General features: G+C 69.8%; 24 protein-coding genes and 1 pseudogene. 14 read left to right on the forward strand and 11 right to left on the reverse strand.

The window, feature by feature from the left end; all coding sequences use genetic code 11:
• The 5 genes from FCI23_RS42445 to FCI23_RS42465 all read right to left on the reverse strand — a co-directional run.
• On the reverse strand, positions 1–793 hold a 793-nt coding region (locus tag FCI23_RS42445; protein WP_456318870.1), incomplete at its 3' end, for a sodium:calcium antiporter.
• 281 nt (positions 794–1,074) lie between these two features.
• Entirely contained in the window at positions 1,075–2,508 is a 1,434-nt protein-coding gene (locus tag FCI23_RS42450; protein WP_246144606.1) for a SulP family inorganic anion transporter, read from the reverse strand.
• A 95-nt stretch (positions 2,509–2,603) separates the two neighbouring features.
• Entirely contained in the window at positions 2,604–3,194 is a 591-nt protein-coding gene (locus FCI23_RS42455) for a carbonic anhydrase (protein ID WP_136729404.1), read from the reverse strand.
• 89 nt (positions 3,195–3,283) lie between these two features.
• Positions 3,284–3,586: a hypothetical protein gene (locus FCI23_RS42460; RefSeq protein ID WP_136729405.1), complete on the reverse strand. Its 303-nt coding sequence runs from the start codon at positions 3,584–3,586 to the stop codon at positions 3,284–3,286.
• Between the two features lie 62 nt (positions 3,587–3,648).
• Complete coding sequence (locus FCI23_RS42465; RefSeq protein ID WP_136729406.1) at positions 3,649–4,038, reverse strand: hypothetical protein; 390 nt, start codon at positions 4,036–4,038, stop codon at positions 3,649–3,651.
• Between the two features lie 270 nt (positions 4,039–4,308).
• Between FCI23_RS42465 and FCI23_RS57280 the strand changes: the two genes are divergently transcribed.
• From FCI23_RS57280 to FCI23_RS42480, 4 genes are all read left to right on the forward strand, one after another.
• Positions 4,309–4,485 (forward strand): hypothetical protein, encoded by a 177-nt coding sequence (locus FCI23_RS57280; RefSeq protein ID WP_169317202.1) that lies wholly within the window; start codon positions 4,309–4,311, stop codon positions 4,483–4,485.
• Positions 4,486–4,968: 483 nt separating this feature from the next.
• Positions 4,969–5,994: a sodium:calcium antiporter gene (locus FCI23_RS42470; RefSeq protein ID WP_246144601.1), complete on the forward strand. Its 1,026-nt coding sequence runs from the start codon at positions 4,969–4,971 to the stop codon at positions 5,992–5,994.
• A gap of 175 nt (positions 5,995–6,169) precedes the next feature.
• Positions 6,170–6,520 carry a metal-sensitive transcriptional regulator gene (locus tag FCI23_RS42475; RefSeq protein ID WP_211265703.1) on the forward strand — a complete coding sequence of 117 codons (351 nt, stop codon included), beginning with the start codon at positions 6,170–6,172 and terminating at the stop codon, positions 6,518–6,520.
• A gap of 552 nt (positions 6,521–7,072) precedes the next feature.
• Positions 7,073–7,549: a hypothetical protein gene (locus FCI23_RS42480; protein ID WP_136729408.1), complete on the forward strand. Its 477-nt coding sequence runs from the start codon at positions 7,073–7,075 to the stop codon at positions 7,547–7,549.
• Positions 7,550–7,982: 433 nt separating this feature from the next.
• On the opposite strand, the gene FCI23_RS42485 is transcribed toward FCI23_RS42480, so the two are convergent.
• Positions 7,983–8,600, reverse strand: a complete 618-nt coding sequence (locus FCI23_RS42485) for a hypothetical protein (RefSeq protein WP_136729409.1) — start codon at positions 8,598–8,600, stop codon at positions 7,983–7,985.
• Positions 8,601–8,784: 184 nt separating this feature from the next.
• On the opposite strand from FCI23_RS42485, the gene FCI23_RS42490 reads away from it, so the two are divergent.
• Complete coding sequence (locus tag FCI23_RS42490) at positions 8,785–9,504, forward strand: DUF1775 domain-containing protein (RefSeq protein ID WP_136729425.1); 720 nt, start codon at positions 8,785–8,787, stop codon at positions 9,502–9,504.
• Positions 9,505–9,572: 68 nt separating this feature from the next.
• Here FCI23_RS42490 and FCI23_RS42495 read toward each other — a convergent pair.
• Both FCI23_RS42495 and tatA (FCI23_RS42500) read right to left on the reverse strand, forming a co-directional pair.
• Positions 9,573–9,947: pseudogene (locus FCI23_RS42495) on the reverse strand (SulP family inorganic anion transporter); the annotation flags it as partial.
• Between the two features lie 229 nt (positions 9,948–10,176).
• Positions 10,177–10,461, reverse strand: coding sequence for a Sec-independent protein translocase subunit TatA (gene tatA, locus FCI23_RS42500; RefSeq protein ID WP_136729426.1), 285 nt, complete (start codon positions 10,459–10,461; stop codon positions 10,177–10,179).
• Positions 10,462–10,625: 164 nt separating this feature from the next.
• Between tatA (FCI23_RS42500) and FCI23_RS42505 the strand changes: the two genes are divergently transcribed.
• The 3 genes from FCI23_RS42505 to FCI23_RS42515 all read left to right on the forward strand — a co-directional run bounded on the left by FCI23_RS42505 (position 10,626) and on the right by FCI23_RS42515 (position 14,952).
• The gene (locus FCI23_RS42505; protein WP_136729410.1) at positions 10,626–11,033 is read left to right on the forward strand and encodes a sec-independent translocase; all 408 of its coding nucleotides are present in this window, start codon (positions 10,626–10,628) and stop codon (positions 11,031–11,033) included.
• A gap of 254 nt (positions 11,034–11,287) precedes the next feature.
• The gene (locus FCI23_RS42510) at positions 11,288–12,673 is read left to right on the forward strand and encodes an LCP family protein (protein WP_211265705.1); all 1,386 of its coding nucleotides are present in this window, start codon (positions 11,288–11,290) and stop codon (positions 12,671–12,673) included.
• 560 nt (positions 12,674–13,233) lie between these two features.
• Positions 13,234–14,952 (forward strand): LCP family protein, encoded by a 1,719-nt coding sequence (locus tag FCI23_RS42515; RefSeq protein ID WP_211265706.1) that lies wholly within the window; start codon positions 13,234–13,236, stop codon positions 14,950–14,952.
• A 524-nt stretch (positions 14,953–15,476) separates the two neighbouring features.
• Here the strand turns inward: FCI23_RS42515 and FCI23_RS42520 are convergent.
• Entirely contained in the window at positions 15,477–15,827 is a 351-nt protein-coding gene (locus FCI23_RS42520; protein WP_136729411.1) for an ArsR/SmtB family transcription factor, read from the reverse strand.
• Between the two features lie 232 nt (positions 15,828–16,059).
• On the opposite strand from FCI23_RS42520, the gene FCI23_RS42525 reads away from it, so the two are divergent.
• The 4 genes from FCI23_RS42525 to FCI23_RS42540 all read left to right on the forward strand — a co-directional run bounded on the left by FCI23_RS42525 (position 16,060) and on the right by FCI23_RS42540 (position 19,456).
• Entirely contained in the window at positions 16,060–16,953 is an 894-nt protein-coding gene (locus FCI23_RS42525; protein WP_136729412.1) for a hypothetical protein, read from the forward strand.
• Between the two features lie 610 nt (positions 16,954–17,563).
• Entirely contained in the window at positions 17,564–18,139 is a 576-nt protein-coding gene (locus FCI23_RS42530; protein ID WP_136729413.1) for a TerD family protein, read from the forward strand.
• A 180-nt stretch (positions 18,140–18,319) separates the two neighbouring features.
• Positions 18,320–18,817: a hypothetical protein gene (locus tag FCI23_RS42535; protein ID WP_136729414.1), complete on the forward strand. Its 498-nt coding sequence runs from the start codon at positions 18,320–18,322 to the stop codon at positions 18,815–18,817.
• A 54-nt stretch (positions 18,818–18,871) separates the two neighbouring features.
• Positions 18,872–19,456, forward strand: coding sequence for a TerD family protein (locus FCI23_RS42540; protein ID WP_136729415.1), 585 nt, complete (start codon positions 18,872–18,874; stop codon positions 19,454–19,456).
• Positions 19,457–19,533: 77 nt separating this feature from the next.
• On the opposite strand, the gene FCI23_RS42545 is transcribed toward FCI23_RS42540, so the two are convergent.
• The gene (locus FCI23_RS42545) at positions 19,534–20,385 is read right to left on the reverse strand and encodes a hypothetical protein (protein ID WP_136729416.1); all 852 of its coding nucleotides are present in this window, start codon (positions 20,383–20,385) and stop codon (positions 19,534–19,536) included.
• A gap of 183 nt (positions 20,386–20,568) precedes the next feature.
• On the opposite strand from FCI23_RS42545, the gene FCI23_RS42550 reads away from it, so the two are divergent.
• Complete coding sequence (locus FCI23_RS42550) at positions 20,569–20,838, forward strand: hypothetical protein (protein WP_246144603.1); 270 nt, start codon at positions 20,569–20,571, stop codon at positions 20,836–20,838.
• Between the two features lie 55 nt (positions 20,839–20,893).
• On the opposite strand, the gene tatA (FCI23_RS42555) is transcribed toward FCI23_RS42550, so the two are convergent.
• A complete protein-coding gene (gene tatA, locus FCI23_RS42555) occupies positions 20,894–21,190 on the reverse strand; it encodes a Sec-independent protein translocase subunit TatA (RefSeq protein WP_136729430.1) in 297 nt (98 codons plus the stop codon).
• Between the two features lie 15 nt (positions 21,191–21,205).
• Here tatA (FCI23_RS42555) and FCI23_RS61085 point away from each other — a divergent pair, with 15 nt between their 5' ends.
• Positions 21,206–21,574: a twin-arginine translocase TatA/TatE family subunit gene (locus tag FCI23_RS61085; RefSeq protein ID WP_246144604.1), complete on the forward strand. Its 369-nt coding sequence runs from the start codon at positions 21,206–21,208 to the stop codon at positions 21,572–21,574.
• Positions 21,575–21,725: the final 151 nt, after the last annotated feature.

Below are 21,725 nucleotides of genomic sequence, written 5' to 3' on the forward strand. Positions count from 1 at the left end.
TCACGAACAGCTGGGACGCGAAGAAGATCACGGCCAGGGTGGCCAGGGTCTGCGCCACGACGGCCCAGGTGGCCGGAGAGGCCGCCTTGCGCTGGAGCTTGAGGGGTTCGAGTTCCTCGTCCTCCTCGTCGCCGTCGCTGCCGCCGCGTATCTCGCGCCAGAAGTAAACGGCGTAGGCGGCGAAGAACAGCAGGCCCAGGGTGGGCTTGAAGGCGAAAGCGACCAGGCCGAGCGCGACCTTCACCACGAAGATCGGGAGGAACCAGGTCTGGTCCTTGGCCAGCCGGCGCATGTCCGTCTCATCCCCCAGGGCCTGCTCCTCCCCCAGTGCCTGCCCCTCCGGGCCGCTGGGAGGCATGCCGGTGTCCGCGAGCACGACCGCGTGCTGTCTGCGGCGCTTGAGCAGCAGCATGGCCCCGGTGACGCCGTAGGCGACGGTGGCCAGAGCCAGCGGACCACCCATCGCCGCCCCGACACCGATGTTCTTGGCCTCTTCCGTGCCGCCGGTGGTGACCGCGACGAGTGTCACCACGGATTCGGGCAGAGCGGTGCCGAACGCGGCCAGGATCGTACCGACCGCCATCTTCCCGACGTTCAGGCGCTGGCCGAGCCACTCCACCGCGTTGACGAACCATTCACAGGAGAGGTAGATCGCAACCGCGCACACGATGAGCAACACAAAATGGATCACGCTGATCGTCCAGCTTTCCCGCACCGCGGGAGTCCAGGGAAGACGCGCAGGGAGTTCGCGGCGTACGACCTCGGCCCCGCGACGCGCATACGTCGTCGACAAGGAGCCGAAGGTCTCGCCCGCCCGGCACATTCGCTCGGGCCCGGCCACCGGGAACCCCTAAGGGTTCCAGCATGTCGACGACCGGTTTGCGGGGCTACTCCCCTTCGCGGCACCCACTGTACACACCCCGGCGCCCTGCCCCCGGTCTGCTCCTCGGACACAAGTTGGCACCGGCCGGGCAGCCCCGGCTGACAGCGCACGGCGGCCGTCATTCCCCGACCGTCCGCGAGGTCGACGGGTGTCAGCGGGGGGGGTGGAAGGGGGTGGTTGGCCCCTGCGGGTCAGCCGGCTGTGTCCGCTGGAACTGCTGGCTGGGTGCGGTAGCGGTCGGCCCACTGGGTGAGGGCGGCGTTGCAGGCATGGTCGAGGTGATTGAGGCCTTTGAGGTCGAGGAGGATGCGCCGGCCGGGGGGCAGCGCATCGAGGGCGTCGAGGATCTTGGGCAGCCGCAGGAAGGTGGCGTTCCCGGTGATGCGGATGTGGATGCGTCGGTCGGGCAGGTGTTCTATGGCCAGGTGGACGTATGAGGTTTCCCAGGCGGCCTTTGCGATCGCCAGGGCCAGCCCGATCAGTACGCCTTCGAACATGTCGGTGCCGACGATGGCGGTGGCCGTGGCGGTCAGCACGAGCGCTTCTCCGCGGTGCTCGCGCCACAGGGCACGGGTCTCACCCACGGGCAGGAGTTTGCAGCCGGCATGGATGAGGATGGCGGCGAGCGCGGCGATGGGGATATAGCCGAGTACGGCGGGCAGCAGGGCGACGAAGACCAGCAGCCACAAGCCGTGCAGCACACGGGAGGCCTTGGTACGGCCGCCGGCCTGGACGTTCGCGGCGCTGCGGACGATGACTGCGGTCATCGGCAGTGCGCCGAGCAGTCCGCAGACGGCGTTGCCGGCCCCCTGCGCGAGGAGTTCCTTGTTGTAGTCGGTGCGCGGGCCGTGATGCAGGCGGTCCACAGCGGCGGCGCTGAACAGGCTTTCCGCGGAGGCGATCAGGGTGAAGGCAGCGACGGTGCTGATCAGGCCGAGGTCAGCGAGCCGGGCGAGGTCGGCGCCGCCCGGCGGCTGCACCGCACCCAGGAGCCCGGTCACCTCCACCCGCGCCACGTCGAGGCCCGCCAGGGCGGTGGCCGCGGTGGCGGCGGCGACCGCGGCCAGCGGGGCGGGGAGCGTACGGGCGCGGCGCGGGAGCCTGGGCCAGATCAGCAGCAGGGCAACGGTCGCCACGCCCAGGACGAGCGCGGTCAGCGAGCGCGGTGAGTGGACGGTGTCCCAGGCCAGTTCGGGCAAGGTGGTGAGTTTCGCCGGGCCGCTGGCCGGAGCCGAGGCACCGACCAGGGTGTAGAGCTGCCCGGCGATGAGGATCAGGCCGATGCCGGCGAGCATGCCCTGGACGACGGAGACAGAGATGGCGCGGAACAACCGGCCCAGCCGCAGGACGCCCATGGCGATCTGCAGGACGCCGGCGGTCAGCACCACCGCACCGAGCGCACCGAGCCCGTATGTGTCGACGGCTTCGGCAACCAGCACCGTCAGCCCGGCAGCCGGTCCGCTGACCTGCAGGCTGCTGCCGGGCAGCAGACCGGTGACCAGGCCACCGACGATCCCGGTGATCAGGCCGAGCTCGGCCGGCACGCCGGAGGCGACGGCCACGCCCACGCACAGTGGCAGGGCAACAAGGAAGACAGCGACAGAGGCGGGCAGGTCATGACGCAGTACCTCCCTGACTGCGGAGGGTGTGACCGTCGCCTGGTCAGGCGTCGTCGGGCGGGCTGCGCGGCGGAGCGGCCTCTTGGGGCCGAGGCGGGCACTCACAGCGGAAGGAAGGTGTCGGGGCGCTGCTGGTGAGCCTGCACCCGGCCGGTAGTCAGGTCGTAGAACCAGCCGTGCAGACGCAACTCGCCCTGCGCGGCCCGGACACGGATGCATGGGTAGCGGCGCAGCCGGTCCAGCTGGGTCAGCACGTGCCGTTGGACAGCCTCGGCCAGGTGCGGGTCGCCGCAGTCGGGCAGGCCGGGTTGCAGGGCTTGACGCAGCCAGTCGCGAACGGCCGGGGCGTGGCCCAGGGGGGTGCCGTCGATACGGGCACGGACGGCTCCGCAGTGCGAGTGGCCGCATACGACGATGTCGCGGACGCCGAGGACCTGGACCGCGTATTCGATGGTCGCGGCCTCGCCGCTTGGCATGAGGACGCGGTAGCGGGGCACGGCCTGACCGGCGGTGCGCAGCTCGAACAGCTCGCCGGGCTGGGCGCCGGTGATCAGCGAGGGGATGACGCGCGCGTCGGAACAGGTGATGAACAGGGCCTGGGGCCGCTGGCCGTCAGCCAGTCGGCTGAACTCCTCGTGGCGCTCGGCGCAGCGATGGTGGAAGGAACGGGCATGGTCGATCAATGCCTGCATGGTGCGTACCTCCAGTGCCCGGGCGCAGGCGTGCACCCAGGGGCACGGATCGTCACGGAGTTATCGGGAACGTGGAGGACCGGGCGGACTCAGCAGCGCAGGACCGCATGCGTGTCCGGGACGCGCGCGGGCGCGGCCCCGGCAGGGGCTGCGGCCGACAGGGCAACGGGAGGAAATGGGGCCACTGTGCCGGCTGCCTCGACGATGCCGGGGTGCGCGTCCTTGCGGGGCGAGGGGTCGTCGTAATCGGGCACATCGAGATGCAAGGAGCACCACACGGCGCTGTTTGCACAGTCATCGGCGGCTGCCGCCATAAGAAAGGCGGGCGCCGGCGCCTGAGCGGTGTCCGCGGGAAGCGGCACCAGGAACAGGTCGGCGAGCACCAGCAACACCAGAGCGAGGACCCGCCTGAGACGTGTCGGCGTGATGCTCGGCAGAGGTCGCGGGGCGCGGCTCAGCAGCGCAGGATGCCGTGGGTGACCGAGGCAGCGGGACCGACGCGCGGGGCCGGGGTGGCCGGCTTGTCCACCGGGCGCGGTACGAAGAGGGCGGTGTCGGATGCCGAGGCCGTCGGCTGGGGCTGGGAAGGCTTGCGGGGCGGGTGGCTTGGATGCTCGGCCAGGTGCGAATACTCCGGTGCCGCGTAGGAAGCGTCACCGCCGAGTGGCACGCTCTGTGCCGCGGGCGCCGCCCACGCGGCGAGCACGGGGGCATATGGGGCCGGCGCGGCGGCTCCGACGCTGTCGTGCCCCGCGCTCAGATGCACCAGAATGGACAGCACCAAGGCCATGCCCGCGGCGGCCGCGTATCGCTGCCGGGCGCCCAGGAACCGCCACATCCTCATGTACTGATAGTAGTCGGAATATTTCACTAAGTGCCCGACGAAGGGGTTGAGTGCCACGCATGGGCTCGGCGCCCAGACCGTCTCGGAAGTCTCGGCTGCCGGTCGTCGACCGGTAGCGGGGTGGTCCAGGGCACACCAGAGGGCGCGCCGAGGTCATACGGCGAACAGGAAACCCGCCGCGGGAGGACCGCGCCGTCCCACCGCATCCGCGAGGACGACCGAACTGCGCGGAGGCGGCCGCGCGTAGGGCCGCAACGACCGCGCCTGGGCGTGCAAGCGCTGAGCGCCTCGCAGCAGCCAGGCCAGCACAGCGACGAGGACGCCGCGGTCTCGGCGACCACGGGCACGCCGCCGCCGTGGGAGCACACGATCCTGGCCGTCTCCGTGTTCACCGTGGCTACCGTCGTCCTACTCCTCCTCGCCGCTCCCGGCATTGGGGGAAGCTGACCCGCGACCGGCGGCATGTCCCGGATCTTTGACAGGAACGGCCTTATCCTCCGCGCCGATGTGCTGCAGTCGAGGCGTCACCGTCCTCAAGGACACTGTCTCGTCGATGATTAGCGGGCGGTTGGATCAGGACTTGCGTCTTCCACGCGCCAGAGGATCGGCACATGCGCCACATCTCATGGCTGGCCCGGCCTCCCGCTGCTCGCGGCTGCGATCCGGCAGATCCGTTAGGGTGTGCGGTAGCGAAGGGGAGTAGCCCTGCGATACCGGTCGTCGACACGCTGGAGCCCGTGTGGTTCCCGGTGGCCGGGCCCGTGATCTGATCACGGGTGGGCGAGACCTTCGGCCCTTTGTCGACGACATGTGCGCGTCGCGGGGTCGAGGTCGAATATGCCGCTTCCCGCGCATCGGTCCTTGTCTCCCGCGGTGCCGGAAGGCTGGACGATCAGCGTGTGGCATTTTGTATTGCTCATCGTGTGTGCGGTGGCGATCTATCTCTCCTGCGAGTGGTTCGTCAACGCGGTGGAATGGCTGGGCCAACGGCTGAACGTCGGCAAGATGGCGGTAGGCACCATCCTGGCCGCCTTCGGCACCGCCCTGCCGGAGTCCGTCGTGACGCTGGTCGCGGTGACCACCGGCAGTACCCCGGAGGCCAAGAACATCGGCGTGGGTGCCGCGATGGGCGGACCGCTGGCCCTAGCCACCGTCGCCTACGGCGTCACCGGCGTGATGCTGCTGCTCAACCGCCGCAGGCAGGGTGCCCTGGTGACGGCAGGAGCAGGGAACCCCGGCCCGGAAAGCCCGTCCGGCGGCGAGGTTCTCGGCGAGGAGAAGGACACCAGGCGTCTGGCCAAGGACCAGACCTGGTTCCTGCCGATCTTCATCGTGAAGGTCGCGCTCGGCCTGGTCGCCTTCGCCTTCAAGCCCGTGCTCGGCCTGCTGTTCTTCGCCGCCTACGCCGTCTACTTCTGGCGCGAGATCCGCGGGGGCAGCGACGGGGACGACGAGGAGGACGCCGAGGAGCTCGAGCCGCTGAAGCTCCAGCCCAAGGTCGCCTCCCCGGCCACCTGGGCGGTGGCGGTACAGACCCTGGCCACCCTCGTGGTGATCTTCTTCGCGTCCCAGTTGTTCGTGAAGCAGCTGGACGCCATCGGCCCGATGCTCGGTTTGTCCGCCGCGGTCACCGCCCTGTTGCTGTCCCCGATCGCTACCGAACTGCCGGAGATCATGAACGCGATCATCTGGGTCCGCCAGGGCAAGACCAAGCTCGCCCTGGCCAACATCTCCGGCGCCATGATGATCCAGGCGACCGTCCCCAGCGGACTGGGCCTGCTCTTCACCACCTGGAAATTCGACGGCGCCCTGCTGTGGTCAGGCCTGATCACCATGGCCGCGATCATCTACCTGCTGGCCACGATGCGCGCCCGCCGACTCACTCCGGCCCGCCTCAGCCTGGCCGCCCTCTTCTATGTCGCCTTCGCCCTCGGACTCATCCCGATCCTGGCCTGACCGCCCGCCGCGGTGGCCGCGGCCCCCAGGGGGCTGCCATCGCCGCGGGCGGCCGGGCCTTCCCGCCCGACAGACCCGGCGTCCCTTTTGACGAGCCCGCCCACCTCACAGCAGGTAGCAGCGGGCCGAGATCTCCCGCGTCTTCCGCCGAAGGCGCCCGGACGAAGGCGTAACTATGACCGGCCACCTTGGAACACAACACCCCGACGCACGTGACCGCCCCCTCCGCGAAGACGAGGGTGAGCTGCCCGGATACAGCGACAACAAGGACGCCATCCTCAATCGGCTGCGCCGCATCGAGGGCCAAGTCCGCGGCCTGCAGCGCATGGTGGACTCGGACCAGTACTGCATCGACGTCCTCACCCAGGTCTCCGCCACGACCAAGGCGCTGCAGGCGGTCGCCGTCGAGCTGCTCGACGATCACCTGGGACACTGCGTCCAGGAGGCGATCGCCGCCGGCGGGGACGAGGCACAGGACAAGGTCACCGAAGCGTCGCAGGCCATCGCCCGCCTTCTGCGCGCCTGATCTCCCTGGTCCCCGGAAGAGGTATAGGCGCCGCAACAGGAACACATCGACACCGAGGGCGAGGGGACCCTCTTCGACCGGCGCGTCACCGCCACGATATCCCCCACCCTGGGGGCGTACAGGAACACATGGCGAGCGCCGGCGGCGTCCAGGTCCGCTTCCGCACCGAATTCGCCTACGTGGCAAGCCAACTGCCGAGGGGGAAGACCCGCTGCCCCTGTGCCGCCTGCGCCTCACCGGCTGCCTGCACACCTGGGCCTTCGCCCTCTACCTCGCCAGCCTCAACGGCCACCAGGACAACTTCCTGTCCGGCTTGTGTCGGCATTGGTCGTCAAGGTGTGCCCGGGTTCCAGGCACGCAGCAGTGGCTCGATCAAAGTTCCCTGGGCATGCATCGATGACGTGGCGTGTAACACATTCGACCCGGGGACGAAGGACACCGGAAACGATCTGCCTAAAGGGTTACTCCGGGCATCCGCTCCTTACCTGGAGGCAGTTGATGAATCCTCTTAGCTCCCTCGGTCGTGCGAAGTCCACGGCACTGGCCCGGTCTATGCTCAGCCGGCGTAACCTGCTTCGCGCGACCGGCGCGACCGGCGCCGGACTCACCCTCGGCGCGGCACTGCCTGCCGGTAGCGCTCTCGCGGCGCAATCCGGGATAGCCGGGTCCGGTCAACACTCTTACGACGCGCTGCTCAAGACGAGCAAGGAGACCGCACTGTGGGGCTGGTTCCCCACCAGCCGTCCGTCGGTGCTGACCGTCAAGTCCGGGACGGTGGTGAAAATTGACGCCATCAATCAGTCCGGCACCCAGTCCCACTTTGCGCCACCCCTTGCTCATGCGCAGCGCATGCGGGTGCTGCACCTGTCATCGCTGCTCAAGCAGCCGGTGACCTACTGCGGCGGCCAATCGTGGGGACGGCTGGCCGATGTGATCGTCCGGCTGAGAGGCGCGGATTATCCGCTCGTGACGGGGCTGGTGGCGAGTATGGGCGGGCGCGAGTTGTTCGGTACCGGTCGAGCAGGTTGAGGTCGACTCCTTCGAGGAGTGGCGCGCTGGAACTCGTCAGCGCCGAGGTGGATCTGCGGCCGTTCGAGCGCCGGGGGGTAACGGGGGAGGTGTTGTTGCGCGCGACATAGCGGACACTCCGAAGGTGTCGGTGCTGGACGCGCCGCGGCCGGGCGGCGCGCAAGGAAGGCTGCGGAAGGCCGACGGCCTACGGCCCGCAGCGCACCATCTGGTGACGGAGCGTATCCAGCGTTCTCAGCGGGGCCGACGGAGCTGCGACGGGCGGCTGCGGACCCGTCACCAGCGGCCCGCCCAGCGTGAGCAGCGGGGGTGCAGCCGGTAGCGTCGCGGTGGAGCGAATGGTCCCAGGGGAGAGCAGGACGCCCAGGTTCAGCAGCATCCAGGGCGCCGAAATCCGCTGCCCGTATGAGAGCTGGTGGTGCGGGCGGCCGGATCATAGGATCCCGCATCGGTCGTGCGTCCGGCTTTCACCCCATCGGCGGGTGTAACGGCCCTGTCCGGCGTCGGGCGGCCCGAAGACGTGGATGATGGGCGCGGCATGGCAGGCGGAAGCAGTCTCGTATCCGGCGCCGCGTCGCCCCCGCAGGCTCAGGTGGCGACGCGGTGTTGGCGCGCGGGCGTCTTCGCGGTAGTGAGCGCCGTCCTGGCCGCGGTGGGGCACCACCTCGCTACCGAGGCGCCGGTGCCGTACGGGCCGCTGTCGTTCGCCACGGCCGGCCTCTTCCTTGCCGTCCTGCCCTGGGCCGGGCGGATTCGCCGCCTGCCCGGGGCCATCGGCGCGACCTTGACCGGCCAGGTCCTGCTCCACCGCGTGCAGGCCGATGACGGCCACCACGACGGTGCGATGCCGGGCATGCCGGGACACCGTGACGCTCACGGCACCCTGCTGATGCTCGCCGCCCATGCCCTGACGGCCGTGGCGGTGGCGCTGCTGCTGCACGGCGCCGACCGCCGGCTGTCCGCGCTGCCGTCGGTCCTTGTCCGTCTCGTGCGCTCCCTCGCTGCCGTCCTGGCCCGGCTGCTGACCCGGTGTCTGTTCCGTCCGGCTCACGGCGCCGGACCCTACGGCCCACGAGCGCCACAGACCGCGACCGGTGCCGGCCTCGGCACGGCGCTGCTTGCCCATTCCCTCGTTCGCAGGGGACCTCCCGTTTGGCAGGGACCGACCCGACCCTGCCGATCTTCACGGACCGCGCCTACTCGCGCGGACCGCCCGAACGAGGAGAGAATCCTTGGTGCGTACCGCAGACCCGTCCACCCGCCTGCGACGCCTCGGCGTGATCGCACCCGCGGGCCTGGCTGCCGTCTTCGCCGCTGCCGGTCCCGCCGCCGCGCATACTGAAGTGACCGCTTCCAGGGCCCAGGCCCTGGCCGAGAACGTCACCCTGACCTTCACCAATGAGGCCGAATCCGACTCGGCCGGCTTCACCAAGATCCGCATCGTGCTGCCTGCGGGCATCACCCCGGACGCGGTCACGGTCAAGGAAGCCCCCAAGGGCTGGAAACTGCGGCCCACCGCTGACGGGTACACCGTCGGCGGTCCCGCGCTCGCACCGGGGAAGGACGCCGAGCACAGCATCGTCGTGCGGCAGCTGCCGGACGCGAAGTCGCTGGCCTTCAAGACCCTCGACACCTACAGCGACGGCAAGGTGTCGCGGTGGATCGAGCTGCCCACCGGCGGTGCCGAACCCGAAAAGCCCGCTCCGGTGCTCAAGTTGAAGGCCGCCGCCCCGGGCGCCGCCCCGATCAGCCCCAGTCCGAGTACCGGCGCGGACAGCAGCCCCAGCTCCAGCGAGACGTCGGCCGCCGCGTCGGAGATCGGGAAGGAACGCGTCGTGGCGCAGGAGGCCGACGCTTCCGGCAACAACAACGGCATTACGATCGTGGCCGTCCTCATCGGCGCCATGCTCGCGCTCGCAGGTGCCGTGCTGTGGTTCAAGCGCCCTTCCACCTGAGGCGACCAGCCAACCCAGTGCCGGGGGTCCGCCGGGACGCGTCCCGGCGGACCCCCGCGTACCGGGACTCAGGCGGTGGTTGTGAGCCGGACGGGCGTGCTGCCGTGGGCGTTGTGCCGCTCGGCCCAGCCCATCAGGGCCATGCCGCTGGCGTGGGTCCTGGTGACGCAGGCCGGTCAGGTCCAGCTCGATGGGCCGGTCGGCGGGCAGAGCCCAGGGTGTCGAGCACCTTCGGCAGCCGCAGGAACGTCGCTTTGCCGGTGAGCCGTACGGTGATGAGCCCGTCGCTACAGTCGTCCACGGCGAGATGGACGTGGGAGGTCTCCCACGCGGCCTTGGCGACCGACAGGGCCAGGCCGATGAGGACACCCTCGAACATATTCACCGCCACGACGGCCACTGCGGTCACCGCCAGAATCCTCCCCGCGGTGGGTGCGCCACAGCGCATCTCGCCCGCCCGGAGCCCTTCGTGCACCTTGTTCGCAGCCTGGGCGTCTCGCGTTCAGCCCGGTGACCTCCACCGGCAGGGCTGTGTGAGCGCCGCTGGGTAAGGCGTACGTCTACCCCCCGCAAGCGTGCGCCGCCCCGCTACGGCTTCGATCCAGCCGGCCCCTGATGAGGCGTCGCGCATCCTGCCCGGGGAGACTGTGCGGGCAGGACGCGCGGCGTGCCTCAGCGTGCGGCCGAGTGGGGCTCGCGTACCGGGCGGGCTGTGGTGTCGCCGGGGGTGGCCTGGATGCGCGTTGCCGGCTGCTCGGCCGGGCCGGACGCGGTGGCTTCTGTCGCCTGGGTGGTAGCGGCGCCGTCGTCCTTCATCGCCTTGGTCTCGCTCTTGAGGATCCGCATGGACTTGCCCAGCGACCGGGCGGCGTCCGGCAGCCGCTTGGAGCCGAACAGCAGAACCACGACAGCCACGACAACGATCAGGTGCCAGGGCTCCAGCCCGTTCCTCAACATCTCGGCCACCTCCTTCGCGTCCGTTCCCGGTGGCGACCTGCCGTCCGGATGTCAGACTTGCTACATTGCGCAATTATGCGACCTAGTGCGGGCGACGGCAATCTCCGTCCTCGGCCTCTGGACGTCCGCAGGCCCACGTTTCCGCGACAGGACAGGAACTGAGCATGTTCTTCGATCTCAGCCCGTTCAAGCTGGTCGCCCTGCTGATCGTCGCCACACTGGTCTTCGGCCCGGACAAGCTCCCCGAGATGATCTTGCAGGTCAGGGACTTCATCCGCAAGGTACGCGCCTTCGCCGACAGCGCCAAGCAGGAAGTCCGCGGGGAGCTGGGGCCGGAGTTCAAGGATTTCGAGTTCGAGGACCTCAACCCTCGCACTTTCGTGACCAAGCACCTGCTGGCTGACGACGCTCTGGGGCTGCGTGAGATCCGCAACGGCTTGAGCCTCCGGGAGGAGGCGGAAGACCTCCGTGAGGCCGCGAGCACCGCAGCGGTCGGCGTCGATCTCAGCAAGAGCGACAGCGACCGGTCGGGTACCCCGGTCCCGCCCCGGTACGACCCCGACGCCACCTGACAGATACACGCCACACAGAGCCCCGACCCCGGGGAGGACCGCCGGAGCTGGGGGCCTGGGAAGGCGGCGGAGCCCCACGATTGCCGGGTTGCGCAAGTTGGAGAACCTAAGGTCGGTTCGCTCGTTGTGCCCCGCGAAGACCCGGACGACTGAGGGATGACCGCGTGGCTGGCAACCGCAGGGCGTTACGCCGGCAGCGCGGCGGTGCCACAACGACACAGCGGGGACGCAGGCGCAGGCCCACCCATAAGCGAATGATGGCCGTGGGGGTGCTCTCCGCGGGGGTACTGCTGGTCGCGGGCGCCGGGTGGGTCTGCGCCCGGTTGGGCGGGAACATCGCCACCTTCGGTGCGGGTGGCGTGAGCGGCGACCGGCCGACTTCCGCGGCGGGGCAGAACGTGCTCGTTATCGGCTCGGACTCGCGGGCCGGCGGCAACAGAAGCCTGGGCGGTGGCACCGGGGCGGTGGGCCGCTCGGACACCACTCTCCTGTTGCACGTCTATGCCGACCAGCGACACGCCGTCGGGGTGTCGGTGCCGCGTGACGCCCTGGTCGACATCCCGCCGTGCCGACTGCCCGACGGCCGCTGGTCGGCGCCGCAGCAGAGCGTGATGTTCAACTCCGCCTTCGCCGTCGGGCTGACCGCATCGGGCAATCCTGCGTGCACCCAGAACACCCTGGAGAAGCTGACCGGGCTACGGGTCGACCACACTGTCGTCGTCGAGTTCGAGGGCTTCGCCGCGATGACATCCGCGCTCGGCGGAGTGCCGGTGTGTGTGCCGATCGACGTGTACGAAAAGGACCTCAACCCGAATCGGGCCTCGCGCGGCAGGCTGCTGTTCCGCAAGGGACCGCAGACCGTGTCCGGGCAGAAGGCCCTGGACTACGTACGCCTGCGGCACGGCATCGGCGACGGCTCCGACATCGGCCGCATGAAACGCCAGCAGGCCTTCCTCGCCGGCCTGATCAAAAAAGTGAAGGCGCAAGGCTTCAACCCCGCCACCCTGCTGTCCCTGGCCGACGCGGCCACCCGGTCGCTCACCGTCGACCCCGGCCTGGGCTCGGCTCACAAACTGCTGGCCTTCGCACTGTCCATGAAGGACATCAACCTGCACGACATCACCTTCGTCACTGCCCCGTGGCGCTACCAGAGCACCCGCGTCGCCCTCGTCCACCCCGCCGTGGACGCCCTGTGGACCGCCCTCAGAACCGACCACCGCCTCGACAGCAACGGCTATGAAACCGACGACAAGGCTCCCTCCGCAGCGGGTCCTGCCCGGTCCGCTGCCGGCGCGGGGATCAACGTGGCTGTCTACAACGGCACCACCACCCCCGGCCTCGCGTCCCGTGCGGCGGCCACACTGAAGACCAGCGGCTTCACCGTCACCGGCACCGCGAACGCCCGCACCCCCGACCACACCACAACCGTGATCGAGTACGGGCCCGGCGCGCGGCCTCAGGCAACGACCGTGGCGCGGCTCTTCGCAGAGTCCCGACTGCGGGCGGTCTCCCGCAGCGGCCTGACCGTGATCCTCGGCCGGGACTACGCGAGGAGGTCCCCGCCCACCCCCGCCGCGGAGATCGGCGACCGGGGACGTTCGGCTGACGACAACCCATGCTCCAACCTGTCGTACGGCTGAGTGCGTTCACGGCCGCGTCTCATCGCTCCCGGCCCCATGGTCCGACGGGCTCTCGTCGGGGCTGCTGAAATCCGGACAGACGCGGCGCAGGCCGGCGCGGCCCAGGCGCGGGCGTTCACGGACCGGGCCGACGCGGCCACAAGCCGGAACCAACGGCGGCACCGCCGGTCGTGCTACTGCGACTGGTATCACCGGTTCCCCACGGCCTGGCCCCGGACAGGGCCTAGTTGTATTGACCGCCGAGATGGGTCACTACGCCTACTAGTGGCCCGGCCAGCTGTTCCCGCGTTCCGGCGGCGCCCTGCGGGCCAGAGCCGCCACCAGCGCCGCTCCGGCTCGCGCGCGGCCCTGTGATGCGGTTTGTTCTACGGCCGTGGTCTCCGATCACTGTCCTCAGATCTGTTTGTTATATTGCGCAACCACGCAACCGTGGCGAGGCGCTGCTTTGCCACGGACACGGTCGTTCGCCCCGCCGCCGTACCCAACGCTGCGGTGGCGTCCTGCCGCCGGACCGCAGCACCGCCCACACCACCCGGGCCTGACCGCACAAGGAGTGGGAGATGACCGACCCTCGATCCGGTCCTACCGGCCAGACCACGCATGACCGTGCGTCCGTACCGCCTCCTCGGCGTGCAGGTGACACAGAGGCGGCCCGTCCGCCGGGCGGCCGGGCTGCGGCCAGAGCGGCCGCGCACACGCAGGGGGGCCGGTCGGGACGGCGGGCCAAGCCGGCGGCGCGCGGGCGGCGGATCGCGCGGATAGCCGGGATCACCGCGGCGGTACTGGTACTGGTCACCGCCGGAGCGGGCTTCTGGTTCTACCAGCATCTGAACGGCAACATCCACAGCATCGCGCTCAACGCCGGCACCAGCGGTGGCACAGGGACCGAGAAGGCCGACGCCTTCGGCCGTACCCCGATCAACATCCTGGTCATCGGCTCGGACGGCCGCAGCAACACGGCCGACTGCAAACTGGGCGGCGGCTGCGGATCGTCGAGCTCCACGGCAGGGAAGAACGCGGATGTGGAAATGGTGGTGCATATATCCGCCGACCGCTCCAACGCCACCGTCATGAGCGTCCCCCGCGACACCATGACCCAGATCCCGGCCTGCAAAAGCACCGTGTCCAGCGCATCGACATCCGGCTACTACGGACAGATCAACAGCGCGCTGCTGTACGGGCCGGCCTGCCAAGTGGCCACCGTGCACCAGCTCACCGGCATACCTATCGACCACTTCGTGATGCTCGACTTCTCCGGCGTCGTCAACATGTCCGACGCGGTCGGCGGAGTCTCGATATGCGTCAGTGACAACGTGTACGACACGTACTCGCATCTGAAGCTCGCCAAGGGAACCCACACCCTCAAGGGCGAGGCGGCACTGGAATTCGTCCGCTCCCGGCACGGCTTCGGCGACGGCAGCGACCTCGGCCGCACCTACGCCCAGCACCTCTTCCTCAGCGCGATGATCCGAAAGTTCAAGAGCGCCGGTACCCTCACCGACCCCACCGCCGTCTACTCCCTGGCCGACGCCGCCACCAAGGCACTCACCGTGGACACCGGCCTGGGCACCATCCAGAAACTGATCGGCCTCGCCACCGACCTCGACAAGGTCCCCGCCAAGCAGATCACCTTCACCACCATGCAGACCGCCCCCGACCCGAACAACTCCAACCGGGTCGTGGCCGCGCCGGCCGCCAAGACCCTGTTCGCCACCATCGCGGGCGACCAGTCCCTCACCGCCGCGAGCGGCAAGAAGCCCTCGGCCGCCGCCACGACCGCCAAGGCGACAGCGTCAGCGGTACCCGCGGCGCAAATCGCAGTACAGGTGGAGAACGGCACCAGCACCGCCGGACGTGCCTCCACCATCACCACCGCCCTGACCGGCAAGGGGTTCAGCCCCGGCACCACCGCCGCCAACGCCCCGGCCACCACCACAACGACCACACTCACCTACGGCCCCGGACAGAAAGCCGAGGCCCAGACCGTGGCCGGCACCCTGGGCCTGCCCGCCTCCCACCTCAAGCAGGCCACCAGCAGCGGCCTGACCCTGGTTATCGGTGCCGACTGGCCCAGCGGCACTACCTACCCCGGCGGAACCTCCTCGGCCGCCCCCGCCGACACCCACGCCGCCGTATCCGGCGCCCACAGCCAAACCGCTGACCAGGGCAAAACCTGCGCCCCGGTCAGCAAGTACAAGACCGTGCAGGTCAACGGCGTCCCCATGACCCCCGCCCAGGCCTACGCCGCGGCCGGCACCAAACCCGACTCCGCCTCCTGACAACCGGCCGCCGCAGGCGCGGACCGTACATCCGGCTGGTGAGCGGCCGGCCGGACTCTCCCGGAAGCTCCTGCGGAAACCGTGAGGCCAGCGTCCTCAACGGAGTTTCGACACCCTCGCGCTCGCGGAGGGATTCTCCTGGGCCACTCCCAGCCGGCCCACGGCCAATGCTCAGAGCCCGGCCATAGCGCCGATCGCGGCGACCACCGGCCGAGCCGAGAGGAGCGAGGGTACGTTGGGCGGCTTCATCGGACCTCAAGGACCGGGCGGCCCGGCGGCTTCGGTGCGTTCGGCGGACCTCCCCCTGCACACGGCTGCGGCCCCGACGGATGCGGGCCAGGCGCCTGTCGGCCCGGGGCGGCGGCCGCGACGGCTGCCTTCCACTCCTACTGACGTCGTCGATGCTGTCGGTCCTGGCGACCGCGATGCTCGGAGCGAACCGCCCGTCCCGGGCCGCCGCCCCGGGACCCGGGCGCGCCGCGCGGCCCGCTGGGGCGCCGTTTGTACTCCGCTGTACGGCGGCCTCAGGCGCCCAGGCCCCGGGCGTCTCGCGATCGGGCGGAACGGTCGGCCAACTGCCCGATCATCAGCTGGACCACCGTCACCAGGTCAGGATCGTCGACCAGATAGACCTGCCGACGGCCCTCCCGCCGCGAGTGCACCAGCCCGGCCAGCTTCAGCTTCGCCAGGTGCTGGCTCACCGCCGGCAGCGTACCGCCCACCCGCTCGGCCAACCCGCTGACATCGCACTCGCCCTGCGCAAGAACCCACACGAGGTGCAACCGCATCGTGGAGGCCAGCAAGCCAAAGGAGACGACCGCGCTCTGCAGCACCTCCGGAGCGGGGTCACCGGAGCCCGCAGCGGACCTCGTCACGCGCACCTCCCTCACTTCGGTGTCCGGCGAGGCACCAGCGTACGCAACCGCCGCACCGCTGCACGCACCCCGATTGCCCACTTACGCAATTTCGCAACCTAGTGACTATGCTGGGCCGGCTCCCGGGCACATAGAAGGGGACCCGTCTCCTGCCGCCCTCGGGGAGCCGCGAGCGGACCGCGCCAGGGCCGTCGTGTGACGGGGTGACTAACAGCGCAGCGGGGGGCGGCACATGGACACCGCACCACAACTGAGGGCCGAGGACAGACCGGAGTTCGAAAAGATACTCAACAGCGTTCTGCGCACCGAGGAGATCCAAGGCGCTCTGCGTGGCCTCCCCGCCGGGCTGAACAGCGAACAGTTGCGTACCCGTGTCCTGCGCGCGGCCGACACCGTCGCCACGGCTGCCGCAGCGGAGTACAGCGTCTACCTCGCAGTGCAGGCCCGGGCGTCTTCGGGAGCGGGCGGGTACGGCAGTCCTGAGGCACGTGGCCCGGTCGCCGGGCGGCAGCCCTCACCCGGTGCTGCAATCAGGCGCGCCGACCTGGCCCCGCTCCTGGCTGTCCTTGTGCCGTTCCTGGCCAGTATCGCCGCGCTGCTCTTCCTGGTGCTCGGGTACGGCCTGGGTGCGGTCGGCGCCGGCCTCGCAATCAGCGGGCCATTGATCACCGCCGGTCTGGTCGCCGGGGCTGTGAGCGTCGCCGCCCTCGCCATCGGCCTCGCCGGTCTGCTGGTCACCGCTCTGCGCGGTGGCTCTGTCGCGCGGGTCGGCGGGAGTGCGCAGGCACGCTTGGCAGAGGCACGGAAATCCTGGCTCCATGCGTTGCGCGAGCGGGCCGTCCTCCCCTACGTGAGGGAGCAGTTGGCGGACCACATGCAGGCTGCGGGCGGCGGTGCCGCCGAACCGTCCGAGTCGACCGGTGGCGGCGGAGTCAACCTGGTGCGCGGGCGGCCACGCCTGGGCTATAGCCGTCCGGCCTTCGCCGGCCCGGGCCCCAGCGGTCTCACCGACGAGAACGGCGACGAATCCCGTGCTCCCGGGACCGATGCCGCCCGCTTCACCTCCCCCGACTTCACCAGCCCTGGCTACCAGGACCCGCCAGACGGAGGGACCAGCCAGAGATAGGGCGCGGCCTGAGCTCGGCTTAGGCTTTCGACAGGTCGAGCACAGGCCGTCGTCTGCAGAACGGCCCTGGCCGACCACGCCCGCAGGCAGAGCAGCCGGGGCCATGGCCATTTTGCAGGAATGCCCTCATGAACTCACGCTGGAATCGGCCGGCCTCTCGCGGGCGAGCGATCCGCGAATCCGCGGGTGAGCCCACAACCGGCATCCTGCTCGGTACCTGAAAGACATCTCGCGTATCGGTGTTACCTCGCCAGCGCTCATTCCCGCAGGCAGGAGGCTGGCTGGGGCAAAGGCGTACCGCAGCGGCGGCCGGGCGCGCTTGCCGCGGCGGAGGTACAGCGTCTCCACCTGCCTCCCGTCCGCCGGATTCTCGACGGGCAGGGGAAGGTGGCCTGCAACAACCAGGACGGTCCGCCACCCAGACCCGCATCCCATCCCCCGGCCCGCTCTTCAGCGCGCCTCCTCCCCGCCACACCCCCTTCGGCCTCGTCAGCATGCCGTATGGACCAGTGCATACTTCAGATATTGCGCAATCTGGGAACTATGCTGCACAAGCCCGCGTCGTTTCTGGTGAGGCGGGGATCATGGGAAGGAAAGAGGGAGGCAGTTCATGGGTGTGACTCTGTCCAAGGGTGGCAATGTCTCGCTGAGCAAGGAGGCACCCGGCCTGACCGCCGTGGTGGTGGGACTGGGCTGGGACGTACGTACCACCACCGGTGCGGACTACGACCTGGACGCGTCCGCGCTGCTGTGCGACGCGAGCGGCAAGGTCCTCTCGGATCAGCACTTCGTGTTCTTCAACAACCTCGCCAGCCCGGACCGCTCCGTCGAGCACAGCGGCGACAACCTCACCGGCGGCGGGGACGGTGACGACGAGCAGATCAAGGTCAGCCTCGCCACCGTCGCACCCCAGGTCGACCGGATCGCCTTCCCCGTCTCCATCTACGAGGCGGAGAAGCGTGGCCAGAGCTTCGGCCAGGTCCGCAACGCCTTCATCCGTATCGTCAACCAGGCCGACGGGCGAGAGCTGGCCCGCTACGACCTCACCGAGGACGCCTCGACCGAGACCGCCATGATCTTCGGCGAGCTCTACCGCAACGGCCCGGAGTGGAAGTTCCGCGCCATCGGCCAGGGGTACGCCTCCGGGCTCGCCGGCATCGCCCGTGACTACGGCGTCAACCTCTGAACGCGCCGGAGCATGCACCCCGTCCAGCGGCAGCTATGAGCAGCCCGTCGGGTCTGCGACCGGCCCGACTTCGAGCACGCTCCGGAACCGGCCCTGGCCAGCCCCGCGACTAGCGAGGCGCTGACCGCCGCCAACGCCGGTGCCGAACCGTTGCGGGCCCGGGCATGTGAGGAGAGGGCCGTGATCGTAATAGCGGCAGCCACCGAGTACGACGCCTACCTGCGCGCACGTGAGACCGCTGCCAAACGGCCGCCCGTCGGCTCCACCTCGGCACGCGGGGGCGTACTGCTGCCCGGGCAGGCGGTCCTGGCACCGGTGCTGTCCGCCGTCTTCCTCCTGCCTGGCTACGCCCTGCGGCTGCACGGCGCCCACCCCACCTTCTCCGAAGCGTTACTGACCGCCGGCTGGATTGCCGCGGGCACCGCGGCGGTGACCATCCTGGCCGCCGGCACCAGTCTGCTGGTCACCGCGGCCCGGAACCGCACCGCGCCTCTCGGCGATGGCCCGATCCACGATGACCAGGCCGCCGCCCGAGCCTGGGAGGCATGGCAGCAGGCCCTTCCGGAACACGGCATCCTGCCTTTTCTCCACCGGCAGCTGCAACAGGAACAGCCCGCGGGCACGGGCCGCCCACCGCTCCCGCTTTCGCTTCACCAGCCCGCATTTCACCGGGCCTGACTACGCCGCCCCGACTTCACCAGCCCGGCTCCATACCCGAGGAGGTAGGACCGCATGACCGTAAACCTGGCCAAGGGCCAGCAGATCAGCCTCACCAAGTCCGACGGCGGCACGCTCGGCCGAGTGCGCATGGGCCTGGGGTGGCAAGCCGCACCCCGCAAGGGCTTCCTCGCCAAACTGATGGGCCCCCAGGAGATCGACCTCGACGCCTCCGCCGTGCTGTTCGCCGGCACCGAGCCGGTGGACGTGGTCTTCTTCCAGCACCTGACCAGCGACGACGGATCCGTCCGCCACACCGGCGACAACCTGGTCGGAGGCGCCGGCCTGGGCGCCGACGACGAGTCCATCGTCGTGGACCTGCCGCACGTCCCCGCCCACATCGACCAGATCGTCTTCACCGTCAACTCCTTCACCGGCCAGACCTTCACCGAGGTACAAAACGCCTTCTGCCGCCTGGTCGACGAGACCACCGACCAGGAGCTGGCCCGCTACACCCTCACCGGCGGCGGCCCGTACACCGCCCAGATCATGGCCAAGGTCCGCCGCGCCGCGGGCGGCTGGCAGATGGCCGCCATCGGCGAACCCGCCAACGGCCGCACCTTCAAGGACCTGATGCCCGCCATCACCCCCCACCTGTAGCCAGTCACGCAGCCGGGGAAACCGTGCGACGCCAGGCTGCCCACCGGCATCAGCCACCTGCACGGGCACCCGAACCGTCAGCGTGCCGACAGGCCAACGGCGGTCCATACGGCGCCGACCATGTAGCCATCGTCGCCGGCGGCGAAGGTCACCGTCAGGGCGGTGTCGCCAGGCCAGAGGGCAGCCGTGACGTCGAACTGGGCGGTGTCCCAGCCGAACGTGTTGACGTCGTCGGGAGTACGGGGGAAGCCGGCAGCGGTGGAATTCATCAGGTCGTCGTACGGGTGGCGAGCGTCGCCGATGGACAGCGGCAAACCGTGGGGCGAACGGACGTCGGCGTGGTCGCCGGTGAGGGTACGGCCGCCGCCGTAGGAGAGGTAGCCGAGGGTGGCGGATGGCCGGCCGCCAGTGTCGTCGGTGAGACGGTCCAGGGTGAGGGGGACGGGCGAGGTGTCGGCGTCGACGGTGCGGTAACCGTCCCAGAGGCTGACGCGGCGCAGCGGTTCGGCGGAGTTGTCGTACGCTACGACCAGTGTCCAGCTGCCCCAGCTGTACGGCGTGGCCACGACGCCCAGCCCGGCGGCTGTGTACGTACCGGGACCGGCGGCGGCCACGATGCCGGTGACGTCGGCGGAGGTCTGGTAGCCGTATGCGACCTCGCCTCTCATACGCCCGATGGTGGCATCGGCGGTGACGGCCCGGTAGACCGTGTCACCGGGGGCCTTGAGGGAGATCCGGTTGATCTGCTGGTCGGTCAGCAGCCCTGGGCCATTGGGAGAGTCCATCCCGTAGGTCCCGCCCCAGTACAGCCGTGCGTAGACGACCCGCGATCCGGCCGGCAGGATCAGGCTCGCAGCGGTCACGGGCCGGTACGTCATCTGGTAGTTGTTGCTGTAGATGCCCTTGCCCTCGCCCCGGCGGGCCTGCACGCAGGAGCGCCGCCACGAAAGAGGGCAGCGACGCTGGGCGAGTGACGTTCATAAAAACCTTCCCTGCCGCCCGCGCGTCAGACGCCCACACGGTAGTTACGCGAATCGGCACCCGCAGGGGCGCGTCCGGATAGAGACGGACGGACACACCACAGTTCCCTGGTTGCGCAACCATTAAAGTACATGTCGCGCCACGAGGCGCTGAGACCGCGTGGGAAGGCATCGGCGATGTGGGAGATGGCAGCACTGGAAGGCGGCCCCGCGAACGGGCTGCGGGTGAGCGTGGCCGACCGGCCGCTGGTACTGCAAGTCACCGTCCCTTGCACCCCCGAAGATCCCGCGGGAGAACTGCGGGGGGAAGCGGACGATCTGCGGGTGGAGATGGTCTACGTCTACCGACGCAGGCACGCGCAGCCGCCGCTGCGCTACGGCTTTGATCCGGCCAGCCCCTAACGAAAGCCACGCGTCCCGCCCGCACGGGCTGTGCGGGCAGGACGCGCGACATGGCTCAGCGCGTGGCCGAGACCGGGTGGGGTTCGCCCACCGGGCGGGCCGCGGTGGGGTCGCCGGGGGCGGCCTGGATGGTGCGCGGCGCGGGCTGCTCGGCCGGGGCAGGCACGGTGGCTTCTGCCGACTGGGCGGTGGCCGTGTCGTCGTCTTTCATTGCCCTGGTCTCGCTCTTGAGGATCCGCATCGACTTGCCCAGCGAGCGGGCCGCGTCCGGTAGCCGCTTCGAGCCGAACATGAGGATCACCACCACCCCGACAATGAGCAGGTGCCAGGGCTCCAGGCCGTTCCTCAGCATCGCGTTACCGCCTTCGTGATTGTTCCCGGCGGCGACCTGCCGGCCGAGCGTCAAGCTTGCTACATCGCGCAAGTATGCGACCCCCGGCCGGAGGGGGCAACGCCCGCCGGGCCGTATCTGGTCCGCAGTGCCCAACGCGCGCGATTCCCCGAGTGGAGCCCGAAGGTGTTCTTCGACCTCAGCCCGTTCAAGCTGCTCACGCTCATGATCCTGGCCACCGTCGCCTTCGGCCCGGACAAGCTGCCCGAGATGGTCTCCCGAGCCATGGGCCTCCTGCGCACGGTGCGAGCCTTCGCCGAGAACGCCAAGCAGGACATCCGCAAGGAACTGGGCCCGGAATTCAAGAACTCGAATTCGAGAACCTCAATCCGCGCACCTTCGTGACCAAGAATCTCCTGGGCGAGGAGACCCTGGGGCTGAGCGAGATCCGTAACGGCTTCCGCTTGGACGACGAGGCCGATAGTGCGCGAGGCGGCACACATCTTCGGCGGCAGCGTCGACCTCACCAAACAGGGACCGCAACCGGCCCGCGGCC

It is taken from the genome of Actinacidiphila oryziradicis, assembly GCF_005047355.1.
GTDB classification, from domain to species: Bacteria; Actinomycetota; Actinomycetes; order Streptomycetales; family Streptomycetaceae; genus Actinacidiphila; species Actinacidiphila oryziradicis.